This is a genomic window from Catonella sp., assembly GCF_052169795.1.
In the GTDB taxonomy this organism is placed as follows: Bacteria; Bacillota; Clostridia; order Lachnospirales; family Lachnospiraceae; genus Catonella.
The window spans coordinates 1-16,723 of the sequence record NZ_JBQNBU010000008.1 but is presented as its reverse complement, the minus strand read 5'-3'; the positions used below and the strand labels follow the sequence as shown (position 1 = coordinate 16,723).

Below are 16,723 nucleotides of genomic sequence, written 5' to 3'. Positions count from 1 at the left end.
ACACTTTATATCATTCTAAAGTTGAACTTCTACAAATATATCATAAATCGCTTTAATTGCAAGTTCAAAATCATCATTATCTACTCCGATTATGATATTAAGCTCGCTTGAACCCTGGTCAATCATTCTCACATTAATTCTTGCATGAGCTAAAGCTGCAAATATCCTTCCGGCTGTTCCTCTGACAGATTTCATTCCCCTTCCTACTACTGCAATAAGCGCAATACCGGACTCTATTTCTATTGAATCAGGTTCTGCAAGCTTGTGAATAGCTGAAATTACAAGCTGTTCCTTAGGCTCGAAGGCTTTCTGTTCTACAAAAAGCGTCATTGTATCTATACCTGATGGCATATGCTCGAATGAAATATCATTTTCTTCAAATGCCTGTAAGACCTTCCTTCCAAAACCAACCTCAACATTCATCATATCCTTATCTATGTTGATAGCGGAAAAACCTTTTCTACCTGCAATTCCGGTAATAATATATTTAGACTTCTGTCCTGTACTTTCAACTATCCAGCTTCCCGGATCTTCAGGTGCATTTGTATTCTTGATATTTACAGGAATACCTGCTTTTCTTACAGGGAAGATAGAGTCTTCGTGTAAAACAGAAGCTCCCATATATGAAAGCTCACGAAGCTCCTTGTATGTAATGATGTCAATAGGCTCAGGATTATAAATAATTCTTGGATCTGCAACCAGGAAGCCTGAAACATCCGTCCAATTCTCATATATATCAGCCTTAATCGCCCTTGCAACAATAGCCCCTGTAATATCTGAACCACCTCTTGAAAAAGTCTTGATAGTACCGTCAGGTAATGAGCCATAAAATCCCGGAATTACTGCATATTCAATCTTTTTAAGCTTCTTTCCAAGCACTTCATTGGTTTTTTCAGAGTCAAAAACGCCCTCTTTATCGAAAAATAATACAGCTGCTGCATCTATAAAAGTAAAATCCAGATACTTTGCCATAATAATTCCATTGAGGTATTCACCTCTGGAAGCCGCATAGTCCTTTCCGGCTTTTTCTTTAAGATTTTTCTCAATAAGAACAAACTCATCCTCCAATGAAAGAGTTATGCCAAGCCCTGCTATAATTTCATTATATCTTGATTTAATATCTTCAAATTCTTCTGAAAAGTCTTCATTATTTACAGCTTTTTCCTGACATTTATAAAGTAAGTCCGTTACCTTTATATCTGTGTTAAACCGCTTTCCGGGTGCTGATGGTATAGCATAATGTCTGTCCTTATCTGATTTTATAATATCTCCAACCTTCTTAAACTGCTCCGCATTTGCAAGTGAACTCCCACCAAATTTAACTACTTTCAACAATTACTTTTCCTCCAAATCATCTTAAATCTAAATAAAATATAATCTAACAATTAATTATATATATAAATTTACTTTTAAAAAGTAAAATATCTGCAAATACCATACCTTATAGCCTAACTCTTAATGATGATATTTGCAAGATGTTTTTAAAAATTTACTATTATTCTATTAATTAAATTGAGTCCCTTTACAGACTCATCAAAGTTATTTTCAGTCATAATACCTGTAATAAAGGCAAATTCGCCCTTCACTTTTTCCGTCTTTACTTCTTCACACTCTGCAAAACTTTTTTTTGCATCCTGCTTATCACTTTCAGGAACTCTCACAAAAAATCTCTGTTTATACTCTCTTATATCCCCAAGTTCAAGCTTATCTTCTTCCCAAATAATGTCTATATGTTTGTCCTTATTTTTAACAGCATCCACTATATCTGCTACTACTGCACTTGCTGTTGGAAGCTTGCCTGCACCTCTTCCATAAAACATCACATCATCTACCATATTTCCTTTTATGAAAATAGCATTGAACACATCATGTACACTGTAAAGCGGCTGTTCTCTATTTATTAAGGCAGGAGCTACCCTTGCATAAACTATTCCATTTTCTTTTTTGCTTTCACCTATCAGTTTTATTGATGCATTAATAGCTTTGGCATATTCCATATCCTCTTTAGTAATCTTTGTAATTCCCTCTGTACGAATATCTTCAAAGTCTACCTGTTTGCCATAGGCAAGAGAGGTAAGTATGGCAATCTTTCTACAAGTGTCGAACCCTTCTACATCGGCAGTTGGATTTTTTTCTGCATATCCCATAGCCTGTGCTTCTTTTAATACAGTCTCGTAGTCAAGTCCCTCATCGTTCATTTTGGTAAGTATAAAATTAGTAGTTCCATTAAGTATGCCTTCTATTTCAAGAATTTCCTCTGCTGTAAGTGCATAGTTAAGAGGCCTTATTATAGGTATACCACCTCCGACACTTGCCTCAAAAAGGAAATTTACATTATGTTCTTTAGCAAGTTTAATTAGACTCGCTCCAAACTTTGCCACAAGCTCTTTGTTTGAAGTACATACACTTTTACCGGCCTCAATGGAAGCTTTTACAAAATCATATGCAGGCTTAGTGCCACCCATAGTCTCTACTACTACAGTAATTTCATCATCATTTAATATATCGTTAAAATCATGTGTGATAAGCTTTTCTACTGCATCTCCAGGAAAATCCCTCAGGTCACAGATTCGTTTGACCTTTATCTCTTCGCCTGCCTTTGCTGCAATACTCTTACTATTAGTATTTAAAACCTCAAAAACTCCTGAGCCGACAGTTCCATATCCTATAATTCCTACATTAACCATTTATCACCTCTTATTTATTCTCTTGCGAGTATTTTCATCCTTCTGATACCTTCAATTGCCTCTATGCTTGATACCATTTCGGTAACATCCGTAAAGCCATCCGACACCTGAAGACTTAATGACAGCGAAGCAAGCCCATTTACCGGTATACTTTGATGGATGGTAAGGATATTTACCCCATGGTGTGCAACCTCTTTAAGCACCTCCGACAATAAGCCTTGCCTATCTTCCATTTCAAGTAGGAATGAAATTGTCTTTCCTCTTGCATCTTCATAGAAAAAATTAATCTCATCCTTATACTTATAAAAAGAACTTCTGCTTATACCTACTGCCTCAGCTGCCTCTCCAACTGTTGTTACTTTTTTAGTCTCAAGTAATTTTTTTGCTTCAACAACTTGCAGCAAAACCTCCGGTAAGGCTCTTTCCGAGACAACATATAACTTATCTTTCTTCATTATTCTTCCCATCTCTTAATAGTTATATTTGTAATTTTCACTTTTGTATGCCCTTAGTGGGCATTTGTTCGTAACAGAAAGAATAGTAACACAACTCATGGTTAATTTCAAGTATAAAAGCTGATAGTTTTATAGATAGTTTTTAGTTATTAATTACTAAATCTAACAAAAAAACACTAATTTAGAGCCTTAGAGATAATAAAGCAAAAAGAAATGTCAGTACAGGAATATCTCCCATACTGACATATTATAGTTAATCTTCTTTTTTAATACTCTTCCATTTTAAATATGCATTTATAAACGGATCGAAATTTCCATCGAGTACTGTCTGTGCATTACCGATTTCCACATTTGTTCTATGATCTTTTACCATGGTATATGGTTGCAACACATAAGACCTTATCTGGCTTCCCCAAGCGATATCCTTCTGCTCACCTCTGATTCCCGCTTCCTTAGCTTCATTTTCCTGTTGTTTTAACATATAAAGCTTTGCTTTAAGCATTTGCATAGCTTTGGCTTTATTTTGAAACTGAGAGCGTTCATTCTGACAGCTTACAACTATTCCCGACGGAAAATGTGTAATTCTGATAGCCGATGATGTTTTATTGATATGCTGACCACCCGCACCGCTTGCACGGAAGGTGTCTATTCTTATTTCATCATCTTTAATTTCAATATCTATATCTTCTTCAATATCCGGCATTACATCACAGGAAACAAAGGAAGTCTGGCGTTTACCTGCTGCATTAAAAGGAGAAATACGGACTAAACGGTGTACACCATGTTCACTCTTTAAGTATCCGTAGGCATTGGTTCCCGTAATTTCTATTGTACAAGATTTAACTCCGGCTTCTTCTCCAGCCAGATAATCAATTATCTCTGTTTTAAATCCTTTTCCCTCTGCCCATCTGGTATAAGCCCTCATAAGAATACTTGTCCAGTCACAGGCTTCAGTACCGCCTGCTCCTGCATGTAAGGTAATAATTGCATTATCTTTATCATAAGGTCCACTAAGCAGGGTTGAAATTCTAAGTGTATCAAATTCTGTCTTAAACCTTTCAAGCTCATCGCCTATTTCCGAAATCATAGAAGAGTCATTTTCTTCCTCTGCCATTTCTATAAGTGCACCTATGTCATCATACATAGTCTGTAATTCATCAAAACCCTCTATGCCATTCTTAAGACCTGATATTTCTGCCATTGTAGCATTTGCCTTATCGGCATTGTCCCAAAATCCCGGCTCTGATATAAGCCTGTTTAACTCTTCAAGCCTCATTTTTTTGCTTGTTAAGTCAAAGTGAATCCCTCACTTCGACTAATGGCTCTGCATAAGAGTTTAATGTAACTTTAAACTGGTCTAACTCTACCACTATCTCACCACCTTTTATTTTAGTTTTACGAGGGATAATTATAGCACAGAGGGGTGGGAGTTGGCAAGGATTGAAGTTGAACTATTCTAACGACTTATACTTTACATCATCATAACTATCTGCCAAAGGATTTTTCAAGTTATGTGTAATGCAACTCATTGTATGATACTTAACACCATCCCTTCTAAAATTAATCAGATAATAGTGATAGTCATAGTAATATTTTGAATCACTGTGATAAGTAACAGTTACATAATAACCACCCTGCTTATAATCTTTATAAACTTTTTTTGTTGCAATATCATCTGCCACAACACCTTGTAATTTTGAATATTCATTATACTTTATTTCTGCCATTATTCGCTGTAATGGGAAATGGTAGAGCCAGAGTACCAAAAATAACCCGGCTATAATCTTTGATGCAACTATTATAATACTTAATACACCCTTCTCTTTCTTTTTATTTTTAATCATAAAGCCTTTCCCCTATAAGATTTTGCCTTATTCATACATTAATACACCTTTTTACGCTTTAAATTCCAAATTTTATTATGCAGATCATATGGCAATATTATATTAGTTATAGGCTTGTCTGCATAATGAAAGTGTGGTCCATAATAATAAGCCTGCCAAACAAGCTTAGAACAATAAGTTTTGTTTGTAGAAGATAAATTCAAATCGATCTGATATTCTGCATTTGAGTTTAAGTAAGTATTTTTTGCCCATAATGCAGCCCCAAATGCAGCATGCCAAAAATCAGTTCTATAAACCTTTGTCCAGCCTTTAGATGTATATTCAGAATTCCATTCTGACAACGTCAGTGTATCCGGATGTTTACCAAATCCAGCAATATGAAGAATTCTATCAGAGGAAATAGCAATGCCTGAATGTCCAGTCAAACCACCAAAAGTTGTCCCATTTGTAATAAATACGTCTCCTGCTTCCATAGAATAATCAGATGTATAATTACTATCATAAACATTGTAAAACTCTTCCGAAGTTTCTAGTGCTTTTTCTAATTGTGCAGATTGTTCTTTTATTTCCTGCCATAAATCAAAAGTAATATCATTACTTAATATGCCTTCCTCTATAAGATTATTATAATTTTGATATTCTTCATTTAGATTTTTATTAACTGTTTCAGCTGCAGATACATTAATTGACATTGTTAAAAGCATAATAAATGATAAAACAATACTTAAAATTCTTTTCATAATATATTATCTCCATTCTTTTATACAGTCATAGGTTACTTTCAACCACCCTCAGTCTCCGTTCTTATACCTTTGCGGGCTCATTTCCCTCATAAAGCTCTCCCTTCCAAGCAGTTTCTCAGCAATGTTGCCATAACCTTTTAAATATTACCACTTTACTTCTATTACAAATATATCTTATCAAATAAAGTCAAAAATGCTATACCAAAAGCGGAAGCTTTTTCTATCCGGTTTTGGTATAGTATTCACCTCTATTTCATGATATCATTCGCCTCAATAAAATTTTAGGAGGTATTTGATTATGAAAAAGAAACTTAAAAGCACTTTTATAGGAGCAGTTTTACTCATGGCTGTAGTTACATTATTCTCCTTCCAGTCATTCGAAAAACCTTCCAACACATCTTCAGCAAAAATTTGTTCAATTGAAGGTACAGATGATGCTATCAGCCTCTACATGTATTTAGGTTAATCCGTTAAGCTATCTCTATATCTTCTCCATACCATTTTTTAAAAGCCTTCTTTATAGGGGCTTTTTGTTTTTCACTCGCTTTCATCAAACATCTAATTCTATAACTCTGAATATACTTGTCTCTACTTCCTTTATTGTCTCCTATCATTCTATCCATTGTATAAGTTCTCTCCTCCAATAAAAAACCCAAAAAATCTCCTCTAAGACATTCTATAGAATATCTAACAGTTTTATTAATAAGTGCTGTGGCTTTCTCAAATTGACTACCTTCTTCATAAAAGGTACATAAGTTATTATATATTAACGCTAATGGTACATAACGATACTTCAGCTCTATCTTACTTCTCTCATAAGATAATATAACCTTCTCCAATAACTCCATACTTTTATCCCTCATATTCATTCCTTTAAAGCAAATAGCTATATTATTCGCTATAATTGCCTCTGCCCTGCTAGGTACAAATTCTCCAACTCTATCAATTCCTACCTTTCCTCTTGTTATATTAAATGCCCTTATAAGTCTTTCAACAGTCTTACTTGGTGTACTTTCTTTGATTTTCATGTCAAATAACGCATCCATATATTCCACATATTGCTTATTTTTCTTAAATTCTAGTGAAAGCTTGACTTTTAATTCTTTATAAAGAACTTCTGCTTCCTCATATCTTTGAAAAGTATTCAGCTTCGCTATTTCTCTTTCCATTTCAAGCAAATAGAAATCATTGGTTATAATTCTACTCTCTGCAACTTCATTTTCTATATCAAAATAATCTAATATTTTCTGTAATGTGTTTCTTTTAGGCAGAGCTTTGCCACACTCTATCCTTGAAACAGTCTTTATATCTATCTCTAAATCTTCTGCAAGTTTTTGCTGTGAAATTCCTCTAATCAATCTTTCCCTCTTAACCATTTCAGATATTACATTTATGTTCCTCTGCTTATAGCCTACAAGTAAATTAATATCTTCTGTATTCCACTTAAATCCATATTCTTCATATAATTCTTTTAATGCATCTCTCATTTTCTTAAACTCATCATATAAAATTTTATTTATATTTTCAGAAAGAAAAAGTATCCTATCTAACAGCCGAGGAACATTTAATAACAGTCCATTGCTTACCAGCACATCCTCTGCTTTCATAGTAACTTGCAAGGCTTCCTCATATTTACCATTTTTTATAAAGCTGTCTCCTATAACCCAGGCAACCCTTCCATATAAATTGCACTTCACTTCTTCATCTGCAAAATGTCTGTCAATATAACTAAGTATAGTATTGCTGTATACACTAAGAGAATTTTCGCCAATCTCTTCATTATTTTTAAGATATAGAAGCAATAACACAATCTCATTTTCTCCAAATAAATATTCACCTAATTTATCTAAAGAAAATTTAGGCAAAGTAAGATTTATCGCCTTGTAAAAATGTTCATTAGCTTTATTGTAATCTATATATTTTTCTGAACACAGAATACCCACTATAGTTTCAATATATTGCAACTGTAGATTATTTCCTTTATCTGCTATTTTTTTATACTCTATTAATAATTCTTCTGCTTCGTCATAGTTTTTAGTTTCCAGTTTTCCATTCAATTTTTCTCTTAATATTAGTAGTTCATAGTCTTTTTCATCTTGTATAAGTTCTATCTTATTACTTGAACTACCCAACCTGCTTATAAGTCTCTCTAAAACGAAGAACTCTGCACCTCTTTCTCCCGCTTCAATTCTTCTTAAAACTGCTTCCGAGCATACTCCATCTCTCAATTTATCTATACTGATATTTTGTTTTGTGCGTTCATAGTTTATAAGTGCACCTATTCTTCCTATATCCATAATTTTCTCTACTTTCTTTAGAAATCTTATAAACATGTTTAAAATATCCTATAAATATTGCTTATATCAGTTTTATTATAACATTTTCCACAATCAAAATAAACCATCATACAGATTATATTGTCAATTTCCTCTGTATAATGGTTTATTTTTTTATAATTTTCATATTTACAAACTATTTCTTGGTTGTAAAAAATTTTGCTAAAAAAGCTATCTGCTGATATTTTATTTCTATTTAGTAAAATTTTATCACTTCAATCCCTTTACCAGTTTCCATCCAGAGTAGAAATGCACATCTCCCAATATTCTCCTTACAGCCTTATATTCTATTTCACCTTCTTTTTTACCCTTTACAGCCTGAATATTGACTTTTACATTGCCATTCTTTCCTTCTTCTATTACCAGATCTCTCAGATAATCGTATTTAAGCGGTATAATCTCTTGTCCAAACTCATTTATCATTCCCCACTTATCATTAACTCTTACAAGCTCAAGTCCTCCTTCAAAGCTTAGGTAATCATCATATTTAATGGCTGCAACAGTTCTTCCCATAAGGTCTATAGTTCCATATTTACCGTTCAGCTTTACTGTCGCATATCCTTCAGAAAAATCGCCCATATAATCATATTTAAATGGAATGTGCTTCTTTCCTTCCTCATTTACTGCTCCCCATTTACCGGACTTTTTAACTACTGCCATACCATCTTCAAATGATTCCACTTCATCATATTGTGCCGGCACAGCCTCTGTACCTTTCGCATTTATGACGCCCCATTTACTGCCTATCCTAACCTTGGAACTTCCATTTTGAAACCTGAAAATTTCATCATATTTGAAATGGGTTATTTCTTCTCCTCTTTTATCCACATAGCCCCATTTTCCATTTAACCTGGCTTTTATAAGATTATTGTAAATCATTCCTATTTCTTCATATTTCAGAGGTATTATTTCTTTGCCTTTATCATCTATATAGCCCCATTTACCATCTATGCAGGCAGAGAACATTTTCTCATCAGGATACCAGTTAATATAGTCATATTTTACAGGAATGATTTCCTCTCCTTTATCATTTATAAAGCCTTTTTTACTTCCAATTGTTACCTCTGTAAATTCTGCTCCTATCTGTTCAAAATTAAACCCATCATATTTTAACGGAGTCACTTCCTTGCCTGATTTACCTATAAAGCCACATTTGCCATCTAATTCTATACCTGCTTTGCTTCCATCAAACATCCAAGCCCTGTCATACTTAGGAGAGATTACTTCTTCACCCTTATTATTTACAAAGCCCCATTTTTCATCCTGTCTTACTGCTGCCAGACCTTCTGAAAATGGCAGAGCTGTCTGATATTTAAACTCAGTTATTTCCTTTCCTTTCTTATCTATAAAGCCCCATCTGTTTCCTTTTCTTACAGCTGTAACTTCATCTAAAAAAGGCAGAACCCTGTCATATATAAGCGGTACAATCTCTTTTCCTTTTGCATTTATAAAGCCCCATTTTCCATTAAGTTTTACTTCTATGGCATTACCGGCAAAATACTGTCCAATGCCGCTATACTTAGGTTTTACTATAACTTTTTCCTTATTGTCTGTAAGTCCCCATTTGCCACCCCGTCTTACCAAAGCAACATTATCTAAAACACCTACTTTAAAATCATATTTAGAATCCTTCGGCTTAGTTTCAGCATCTATGTCTTTAAGCGGTTCTTCATCTTCCACAAGCATTTCTCCATCCGGGCCTATCTTTACATCTGTTTTATTACCTTTTTCATCTAATACGCTCCATTCATCTTTAAGCCTGGCTGCTAACTTTCCATCAGTAAAATCCTTGATTTCATCATATTGGATAGGAATTATAAGTTCTCCCTTTGTATTTATTAAGCCCCATTTTCTATCTTTCTTTACAGCTATGGCTTCCTTTATATCAACTTCATTAACCTCATCATAAGTTATATCACTTATCTCTTTGTTAACTTCATTCAGGATTTTCCATTTACCATCAAGCCTTACTGCTGCCAAAGACCTGTCATAGTTAAACAGTATGTCATCATATTGAACAGGGATTACCTCTTCTCCCTTTTCATTTAAAGCTCCCTTTTTTCCGTTTAACTCTGCTGCAGTAAGCTTATCTTCAACACCTTCAATTTCAAAGCCCGGATCAATATCGCTATCACGTCCAATATAATCGTATTTTAATGGAGTAACTTCCTCACCTTTCATATTGATAAGACCTTTTTTACCATTTTTTACTACTGCAAGCCCATAATTAGTATAACCTGCTCCCTCGTAGGCAGGAGCAACTACTTCTTCTCCTTTTTTATTTACAAAGCCCCATTTATAATCTTTTTCGACAGGCGCATAACCCTCACGAAATCTCCTTACTTTCTGATATTTAAATGGGATAACCACTTTTCCTTTTGTGTCTATAGCTCCCCATTTATCTCCCTTCATCACATTTACCATACCATCACTAAAATTAAATCCATAATCATAAATTAATGGTATGACTTCTTTTCCTTTTTCATTTATATAGCCTGTTTTACCTGCTTTTTCTACCATCACCAGACCATCATTTGCCTCATAACCATCATCATAGTCATATTTAGGATAAACTACCACTTCTTTCTTTTTATTTATAAAGCCTAATTTTCCATTAACCACCACTCCCGTAAGGGCAAAATTATCTATAGGTTCAAGCTTTTCTACGTGCTTTAAATCTTTTAACTTCATTATTTTTGTTTTTACAACTTTACTGTTTACAGGCTTTTTAACAGTTGCCGCATTTGCTTTACCGGTTGTAGCTAAACTAATAGAAAGTGCTCCTATAAGCATTAGTGCCAAAAATTTTCCAGACAAATCATTCTTCATATAAACATCCTCCTTGTTTTAGTTAAAATATTTGAAAAAAACGCTGTTTTTATATGATAATTATAGCATTTTGTACGAAAAAATAAAGCCATTAAACAGGTTATATTCTTAATATTCTCTGTATAATGGCTTAAGCTTTTATTACGTTTAACTACTTTACCAGATGTTTCTAAGCTAAATATTAGCATTACTCTATAACTGATGTAAGATACTCCACAAGCATCTTTATTATGTTGCAAATAATTGACAATACTCCGTCAAACCTATATATTAGAAATCACAAAAAAGCAAAAATAAAGGAGCCTCCTATGTCAGAAGCTATGCTTAAAGAACATATAAAAACCCATTCCTTCAAGCGCTGTTACCTCTTATATGGCGAGGAACCATATATGGTAAGGCATTATAAAAATGCCCTTAAAAAAGCTGTTTTAGGAGATTCTGACAAGATGAACCTCAGCACATTTTCAGGCAAGGTAACCGATATAAATAATATTATAGAGCTGGCTGAAACTCTGCCGTTTTTCTCGGACTACAGATGTATCCTGATAGAAAATTCAGGGCTTTTTTCCTCTGCAAACGAGCTTTCGGAATATATCGCAAGGATTCCTGAAACTACAGTAATAATTTTTTCAGAAACTGAAGTTGATAAAAGAACCAAGCTTTATAAAGCCGTACACAAAAACGGATTTACGGTAGAATTCGATATTCAGAAAGAAAATGACTTAATCAATACAATAATAAAAAAATTTACTGCTAATAATATATCAATAAATTATGACCTTGCCAAATATTTTGTAATTCGTATCGGTCTGTCTATGGACGAGCTTTTTAGCGAAGCCAATAAACTGATTGCATATGTTTATGAGAATAAAATAGTAACTAAAGAAGATATTGACTATGTCTGTCCAAGACAGCTTTCCGACAGAATTTTTGACTTAATGGATTATATAGGTAAAAAAGAGCTGGAAAATGCTATATCGCTTTATTTGGATCTAATAAACTTACAAGAATCTCCTATTAAAATCTTATCCTTAATAAATACACATTTTTACCGTCTTCACTACATTAAACAGTGGATTGCTGAAGGAAAACGAGGAGAGCTTGCAAAACTTCTTAAAATAAATCCTTATTTCATGCCAAAATACATGGAGCAGTCCAAAAATTTCTCTGATAAAACACTAAAAGATGCCTTAGAATACGGCATCTTCGTTGACAATGCCATAAAAACCGGAGAGATGAATGAGTATATTGCCGTAGAAAGCCTAATAATTAAGTTTTCTGTTTAGCTTTCTTGCAAAAATAATTATAATTATCCCAAAAAAGCTTGCTTTCACTCCAAAATTTGTGCAAAGCAAGACCGCAATTACCACTCCCAGATAAAAAAATCCAAGGGAAACAAGATAAAATCTGCCTTTTTCCCTGTCTTCTTTTTTCCCTGTCAGGCAGTAATAGGTATAGCCTAAAACCATCTGCTTTAAGTTATTGGTAGAAAATATAGTAGAGCAGTTATATTTTCTAGTACCTGAAAATGCATTCCATTGTGTCGAAGACATAAAAAATATAGGAAGCAGCCCTAAAATGGGTTCTAGATTTTCAGGCAGGAAAGAGGAGATTACAAATCCTATGAACAATACAAAAAACACATATTCTTTCAAAAATTGCATTCCAAATTTATGTTTAAGAATTGCTCCCATAACATTTGCAAGAATATATAGTAAAAGTGCCATAAGCCTGAAGCTTACTTCTTTATAATCCCTTCCAAAAATATTTAATATAATCTCAATCAGGTTGGCTGTCTGTGCGGAGCCAAAATTTCCAAGCCTGCTAAAAAGTGCATATCCGCCCATAAACCCACCTGAAATACACATTATGTGATGTAATACTTCTTCCTGTTTCTCTGTCATATTTTCCATCTAAATTCAATCTTCTTTCGCTTTATGCATTGCCCTATCCGGGTAAGCATTTTTTTCAAAATTATAATAATCCTTATGCATAGGATTGGCTTTTCCGTAGTCCTTACTGAATTCAGCAAGCTCCAAATCACCAATCATAAAGGCTCTAAAAGAACCTGCTCCTGCAAGAGGACAGGTATCAAAATGATACCATTTATTCTTGTATTTGATTAAGTTCCAAAAATGGTCGCTGCTTTCTCCATCTCTTGTGACCATGATATTTTCAAAACCTGCTCCTGTGATAAGGGCTTCCGCAACTGCATAATATGTAAAGCAGTCACCTGTATGTGTTCTAAATCCATTGTATGCCGCCTCAGTAGCATTACTTTTATCAGAATGTCCTGTATAGTTAATCTTCGTATGGCAAAATTCAAATATCTTATCCAGTTTCTCAAGCTCTGTCATATCCTTTGTAGTTATCTCTGCCAAAGTATCTTTCACATATTTTGCCACTTCTGCTGCATGACTTTTATCAGACTTTCTTACTACTACTTCAGCTTCTTCTTCAGCCTTATTTCCTGCCTCATCCTCCGACCTGTAAATCACCTTATACATTCCCTCTTTTTTAGGATTTACACCTGAAGCATCTACCATAAGTGCAGTACCGCCAGGCTGATTATCTGTAACACTCACCCCTTCTCTATATGAAAAAGGACTTCCTATGTACAGTGTCAGATTTCTCACTCCTTTAATTATCGGCGGCTGCGTATCTTCTACTTCTAAGGTAAGGTTTATGTTTTTCTTATTCTTCTTAACCAAGGCTGTAAGAGGAATTTTATATTTACCCGTCTTTTTCAAAGCCTTATTTATGTTAAAATTTTCACGATATTCCAGCTTAAGCCCTTCCTGCTCTGTTGTTAAAAATTGACTTGCCGATAAGTCCTTTGTACCTAATTCTACTTTCAGCTTTCTTTTTACATCCAGTACATAAAGCAGGGTAGACTCTTCTGATTTATTTCCTACCAAATCCGTAGCAGTCAGCTTTATTTTATAAACTCCCGATTTTCCTTTATATTCCGAAAGCCCCGCTGCTTTTAACCTTGTCTCTGTGGCATCTTCTATTCTGTCAACAAATTCCTCTTTTTTACATTTTTCACCTGCAGCTTTCACTACTTCCCTAGTAAGGATAATAGGAGTTTCTGTATCTTCTACAGTAAGCAATGTAGTGTTAATATTTCCATTTATCAAAAACTGCACTGAATACTCCCCCGGCTTATCAAAGGGTATGTCACTCAAAGAAGTTATCATCTTACAATTAACCAATGGTATGTGATATTTAAGCAGACTCTCATAAAGCTCAGGATTTTTATAAAAATCTGTCTGTTTTAAATCAGTAGTTCCTGCCTCTATAGTAATCCCAGGCTTTAACGGTGCATTTATAAATAAAGAAAACCCACCCAAAATCATAAGAATCACAAGGCTCATAGCTGAAATAATCAAGTTTTTTTTTAGTTTACTCATAATTTTAGCCAATTACATCAGACATATTGTACTTTCCTGCACTTTTACCCTTAAGAAACTTGGCTGCACTCATAGCTCCCTTTGCAAAGACTGCCCTTGAATAGGCACTATGTTTAATTTCAATAACTTCATCAGTACCTGCAAAAATAACTTCATGCTCGCCAACTATCGTGCCGCCTCTTACTGCTGAAATTCCTATCTCTTCCCTATCTCTCTTCTTCCTTACTTCTGTTCTGTTTAAATTATAGGAAATATCCTCAAGCTCTTCTTTCATCACATCCGCAAGTGCAAGAGCTGTACCGCTTGGAGCATCTAATTTCTGATTATGATGCTTCTCAACTATCTCTATATCAAATCCATTGCCATAAAGAGTTTTTGTGACATTCTTAAGAAGCTTGAGAAATACATTTATACCAAGAGACATATTGGCAGAAACAAGTACAGCAGACTCACCTGCAAGCTTCTCCACCCTCTCAAGCTGACTTTCAGAAAGCCCTGTAGAGCAAAGTACAAGCGGAGTATGAGTTTTTTCACAATAATTAAGAAGTCCATCTATTGCAGCGGCAGTAGAAAAGTCTATAATTACATCAGCCTCATCCCTAAACTCCTCAAAGCTCTTGTACACAGGGTAGTCATTTTTAGCTTCACCGGATGGCTCAATTCCTGCTACTATAGTCATTTCTTCGTCCGCTGCAATAAGGCTTGACAACATCTGCCCCATTCTTCCATTGCATCCATGCAATATAACCTTTACCATAATCTTCTCCTTATCCTCTATATTCAATAGAAACTATTTTTTCATCTTCAAAAATAATGCTAAGTTCCATTCTACCCTTTTTATAGATATACTCATTTTCCTTTTTCTTTCTTTTTCCATACAGCTTTTCGGCTTCCTTTCTGGTCTGCCCTATATAAAGCCCCTCCTTCGTCTGTACACTGTCATCAGTAAGCAGTATGGATGCAAGTTTAAGCGACCCTGCCTCACTATCTTCATGTACAGTAAGTGTAAAACCACTGTATGTATAAATTTTATCTTCACCCTGCTTTGCACAGCTTGGCACTGTAAATGAATCAGCCTCTGCTTCAAGCTTATCAATATTTGCTGTAGGATCTTCACCTATAAAAAATTCTGCATTCTTTATTTTAAATGAATAGCCCTTATCCATATTCTTTTCTACAACAGAAGTTATATTATTTGCAACCATATTTTTTCCTGACTTGCAGCCTGTAACTACGAGTGTCATACCGGCACAGAACGAAATTATTGACAAATAATTAACAATTTTTAAACCTCGGCATATTTTCTTTCTCACTTCCAGCCTCCCTTACACTTACTTCACCGGTAAATAATGCTTCCGATTTACCATCTTCATATTTTACCAGTAATCTTGCCTCATCGTCAACTCCCAGTACCTTTGCCTTCTTAGAGCCATCAGGTGTAATCACAAAAATTTCCTTATTTAAGAGGGTCTGATACTTTTTATAGCTCTCCATAAAATCATGCTCAGGCAGTTTTTCATAATATTTAAAATAATTTTTTACTATAGCTGCAGAGAGTTTACTCATAACCCCCTTTGGAGGCTCCTCTTCATCATATACAAAACCTGCTATATCCCTAAGTTCTTCCGGAAAATTTTCGTCTGAAGGCTTGGTAATATTTATCCCAATTCCAACCACCGCATAAGAAAGTCTGCCATTTTCTACATCAGTAACCGCCTCTGTAAGTATTCCACAGATTTTTTTGCCGTCAAGATAAACATCATTTACCCACTTTATACCTGTATCCTTACCCGTTACCTCTCTTACTGCTTCAACTACAGCAACTGCTGCTATCGTGGTAAGCAGCATAGCCTCTCTAAAATCCATATCAGGTCTTAGCAACATACTTAGATAAATACCATTCTTAGGTGAAAAAAAGTTCCGTCCCAGCCTTCCCCTACCTTCAGTCTGCCTCTTAGCTATCAAAACCCTTCCCTCATCTATCCCGGCTGCCGCCATATCCTTCAATAAAGCATTAGTAGATGTAACCTCATCCCTTACCTCAGCCTCAATCTTAATCTTCCCCTTATAACCATTCTCCCCATCAGCCAGCTCATCTATAACACTCTTAGCAGAAAACACATCACCGTTATCCATTAATTCATACCCCTTATTACTCACCGAACTAATCTCATACCCCTCTTCCTTAAGAGCCTTCATATGTTTCCAAACCGCTGCCCTACTAATTCCCAAAACTTCCGCAATCCTCTCCCCCGATATAGCCTTCCCCCTACTCTCCTCAAGCAAACCTAAAATCTTATCCGCAGTTTTCATATCTCCCATCCATCCTTATCAAACTCACCAATAAGTCAAGCCTTTACTTCGTCCACTCTAACATAAGATAAATTCACTTAACTACTACACAACAAACAGCCCC

15 protein-coding genes are annotated in these 16,723 nt (G+C 34.8%); 2 read left to right on the top strand and 13 right to left on the bottom strand.

Annotation, left to right across the window (positions count from 1 at the left end):
* Positions 1 to 15: 15 nt before the first annotated feature.
* The 6 genes from ACTTKP_RS02205 to ACTTKP_RS02180 form a co-directional block, all read right to left on the bottom strand.
* Positions 16 to 1,335: an aspartate kinase gene (locus ACTTKP_RS02205; protein ID WP_442552269.1), complete on the bottom strand. Its 1,320-nt coding sequence runs from the start codon at positions 1,333 to 1,335 to the stop codon at positions 16 to 18.
* Between the two features lie 146 nt (positions 1,336 to 1,481).
* Positions 1,482 to 2,687, bottom strand: a complete 1,206-nt coding sequence (locus ACTTKP_RS02200) for a homoserine dehydrogenase (protein WP_442552268.1) — start codon at positions 2,685 to 2,687, stop codon at positions 1,482 to 1,484.
* 14 nt (positions 2,688 to 2,701) lie between these two features.
* Positions 2,702 to 3,145 (bottom strand): ACT domain-containing protein, encoded by a 444-nt coding sequence (locus tag ACTTKP_RS02195; protein WP_442552308.1) that lies wholly within the window; start codon positions 3,143 to 3,145, stop codon positions 2,702 to 2,704.
* A gap of 250 nt (positions 3,146 to 3,395) precedes the next feature.
* Positions 3,396 to 4,512, bottom strand: a protein-coding gene (gene prfB, locus ACTTKP_RS02190; RefSeq protein ID WP_442552267.1) for a peptide chain release factor 2 whose coding sequence is annotated in 2 segments (ribosomal slippage) — positions 3,396 to 4,436 and positions 4,438 to 4,512 — 1,116 coding nt in all. Because the reading frame shifts where the segments join, the coding sequence is not laid out codon by codon here.
* 81 nt (positions 4,513 to 4,593) lie between these two features.
* The gene (locus ACTTKP_RS02185) at positions 4,594 to 4,986 is read right to left on the bottom strand and encodes a DUF3139 domain-containing protein (RefSeq protein WP_442552266.1); all 393 of its coding nucleotides are present in this window, start codon (positions 4,984 to 4,986) and stop codon (positions 4,594 to 4,596) included.
* Between the two features lie 38 nt (positions 4,987 to 5,024).
* A complete protein-coding gene (locus ACTTKP_RS02180) occupies positions 5,025 to 5,726 on the bottom strand; it encodes a hypothetical protein (RefSeq protein ID WP_442552265.1) in 702 nt (233 codons plus the stop codon).
* A gap of 301 nt (positions 5,727 to 6,027) precedes the next feature.
* Here ACTTKP_RS02180 and ACTTKP_RS02175 point away from each other — a divergent pair, with 301 nt between their 5' ends.
* Positions 6,028 to 6,195, top strand: coding sequence for a hypothetical protein (locus ACTTKP_RS02175; protein WP_442552264.1), 168 nt, complete (start codon positions 6,028 to 6,030; stop codon positions 6,193 to 6,195).
* Positions 6,196 to 6,199: 4 nt separating this feature from the next.
* Here ACTTKP_RS02175 and ACTTKP_RS02170 read toward each other — a convergent pair whose 3' ends face one another.
* Positions 6,200 to 8,062 (bottom strand): helix-turn-helix domain-containing protein, encoded by a 1,863-nt coding sequence (locus tag ACTTKP_RS02170; protein ID WP_442552263.1) that lies wholly within the window; start codon positions 8,060 to 8,062, stop codon positions 6,200 to 6,202.
* A gap of 213 nt (positions 8,063 to 8,275) precedes the next feature.
* Positions 8,276 to 10,894, bottom strand: a complete 2,619-nt coding sequence (locus tag ACTTKP_RS02165; RefSeq protein ID WP_442552262.1) for a WG repeat-containing protein — start codon at positions 10,892 to 10,894, stop codon at positions 8,276 to 8,278.
* A 308-nt stretch (positions 10,895 to 11,202) separates the two neighbouring features.
* Here ACTTKP_RS02165 and holA point away from each other — a divergent pair, with 308 nt between their 5' ends.
* The gene (gene holA, locus ACTTKP_RS02160) at positions 11,203 to 12,180 is read left to right on the top strand and encodes a DNA polymerase III subunit delta (RefSeq protein WP_442552261.1); all 978 of its coding nucleotides are present in this window, start codon (positions 11,203 to 11,205) and stop codon (positions 12,178 to 12,180) included.
* Here the strand turns inward: holA and ACTTKP_RS02155 are convergent.
* Genes ACTTKP_RS02155 through ACTTKP_RS02135 form a run of 5 tightly spaced genes read right to left on the bottom strand, consistent with a single transcriptional unit; the run spans position 12,157 to position 16,629 of the window.
* Positions 12,157 to 12,807 carry a YoaK family protein gene (locus tag ACTTKP_RS02155; protein ID WP_442552260.1) on the bottom strand — a complete coding sequence of 217 codons (651 nt, stop codon included), beginning with the start codon at positions 12,805 to 12,807 and terminating at the stop codon, positions 12,157 to 12,159. The two genes, holA and ACTTKP_RS02155, sit on opposite strands and share 24 nt — an antisense overlap.
* Positions 12,808 to 12,813: 6 nt before the next feature.
* Positions 12,814 to 14,307, bottom strand: coding sequence for a transglutaminase domain-containing protein (locus ACTTKP_RS02150; RefSeq protein ID WP_442552259.1), 1,494 nt, complete (start codon positions 14,305 to 14,307; stop codon positions 12,814 to 12,816).
* Positions 14,308 to 14,311: 4 nt separating this feature from the next.
* Positions 14,312 to 15,064: a 4-hydroxy-tetrahydrodipicolinate reductase gene (dapB, locus tag ACTTKP_RS02145; RefSeq protein ID WP_442552258.1), complete on the bottom strand. Its 753-nt coding sequence runs from the start codon at positions 15,062 to 15,064 to the stop codon at positions 14,312 to 14,314.
* A 10-nt stretch (positions 15,065 to 15,074) separates the two neighbouring features.
* Complete coding sequence (locus ACTTKP_RS02140; RefSeq protein ID WP_442552257.1) at positions 15,075 to 15,620, bottom strand: hypothetical protein; 546 nt, start codon at positions 15,618 to 15,620, stop codon at positions 15,075 to 15,077.
* Entirely contained in the window at positions 15,583 to 16,629 is a 1,047-nt protein-coding gene (locus ACTTKP_RS02135) for a biotin--[acetyl-CoA-carboxylase] ligase (protein WP_442552256.1), read from the bottom strand. The genes ACTTKP_RS02140 and ACTTKP_RS02135 overlap by 38 nt, the downstream gene beginning before the upstream one ends.
* Between the last annotated feature and the right edge of the window lie 94 nt (positions 16,630 to 16,723).

Excerpts from the sequence above, each read along its gene's own strand:
- ACTTKP_RS02200 (WP_442552268.1), bottom strand. The coding sequence starts at position 2,687 with ATGGTTAATGTAGGAATTATAGGATATGGAACTGTCGGCTCAGGAGTT.
- ACTTKP_RS02185 (WP_442552266.1), bottom strand. The coding sequence starts at position 4,986 with ATGATTAAAAATAAAAAGAAAGAGAAGGGTGTATTAAGTATTATAATA.
- ACTTKP_RS02180 (WP_442552265.1), bottom strand. The coding sequence starts at position 5,726 with ATGAAAAGAATTTTAAGTATTGTTTTATCATTTATTATGCTTTTAACA.
- ACTTKP_RS02175 (WP_442552264.1), top strand. The coding sequence starts at position 6,028 with ATGAAAAAGAAACTTAAAAGCACTTTTATAGGAGCAGTTTTACTCATG.
- ACTTKP_RS02170 (WP_442552263.1), bottom strand. The coding sequence starts at position 8,062 with ATGTTTATAAGATTTCTAAAGAAAGTAGAGAAAATTATGGATATAGGA.
- ACTTKP_RS02165 (WP_442552262.1), bottom strand. The coding sequence starts at position 10,894 with ATGAAGAATGATTTGTCTGGAAAATTTTTGGCACTAATGCTTATAGGA.
- holA (WP_442552261.1), top strand. The coding sequence starts at position 11,203 with ATGTCAGAAGCTATGCTTAAAGAACATATAAAAACCCATTCCTTCAAG.
- ACTTKP_RS02155 (WP_442552260.1), bottom strand. The coding sequence starts at position 12,807 with ATGGAAAATATGACAGAGAAACAGGAAGAAGTATTACATCACATAATG.
- ACTTKP_RS02150 (WP_442552259.1), bottom strand. The coding sequence starts at position 14,307 with ATGAGTAAACTAAAAAAAAACTTGATTATTTCAGCTATGAGCCTTGTG.
- dapB (WP_442552258.1), bottom strand. The coding sequence starts at position 15,064 with ATGGTAAAGGTTATATTGCATGGATGCAATGGAAGAATGGGGCAGATG.
- ACTTKP_RS02135 (WP_442552256.1), bottom strand. The coding sequence starts at position 16,629 with ATGGGAGATATGAAAACTGCGGATAAGATTTTAGGTTTGCTTGAGGAG.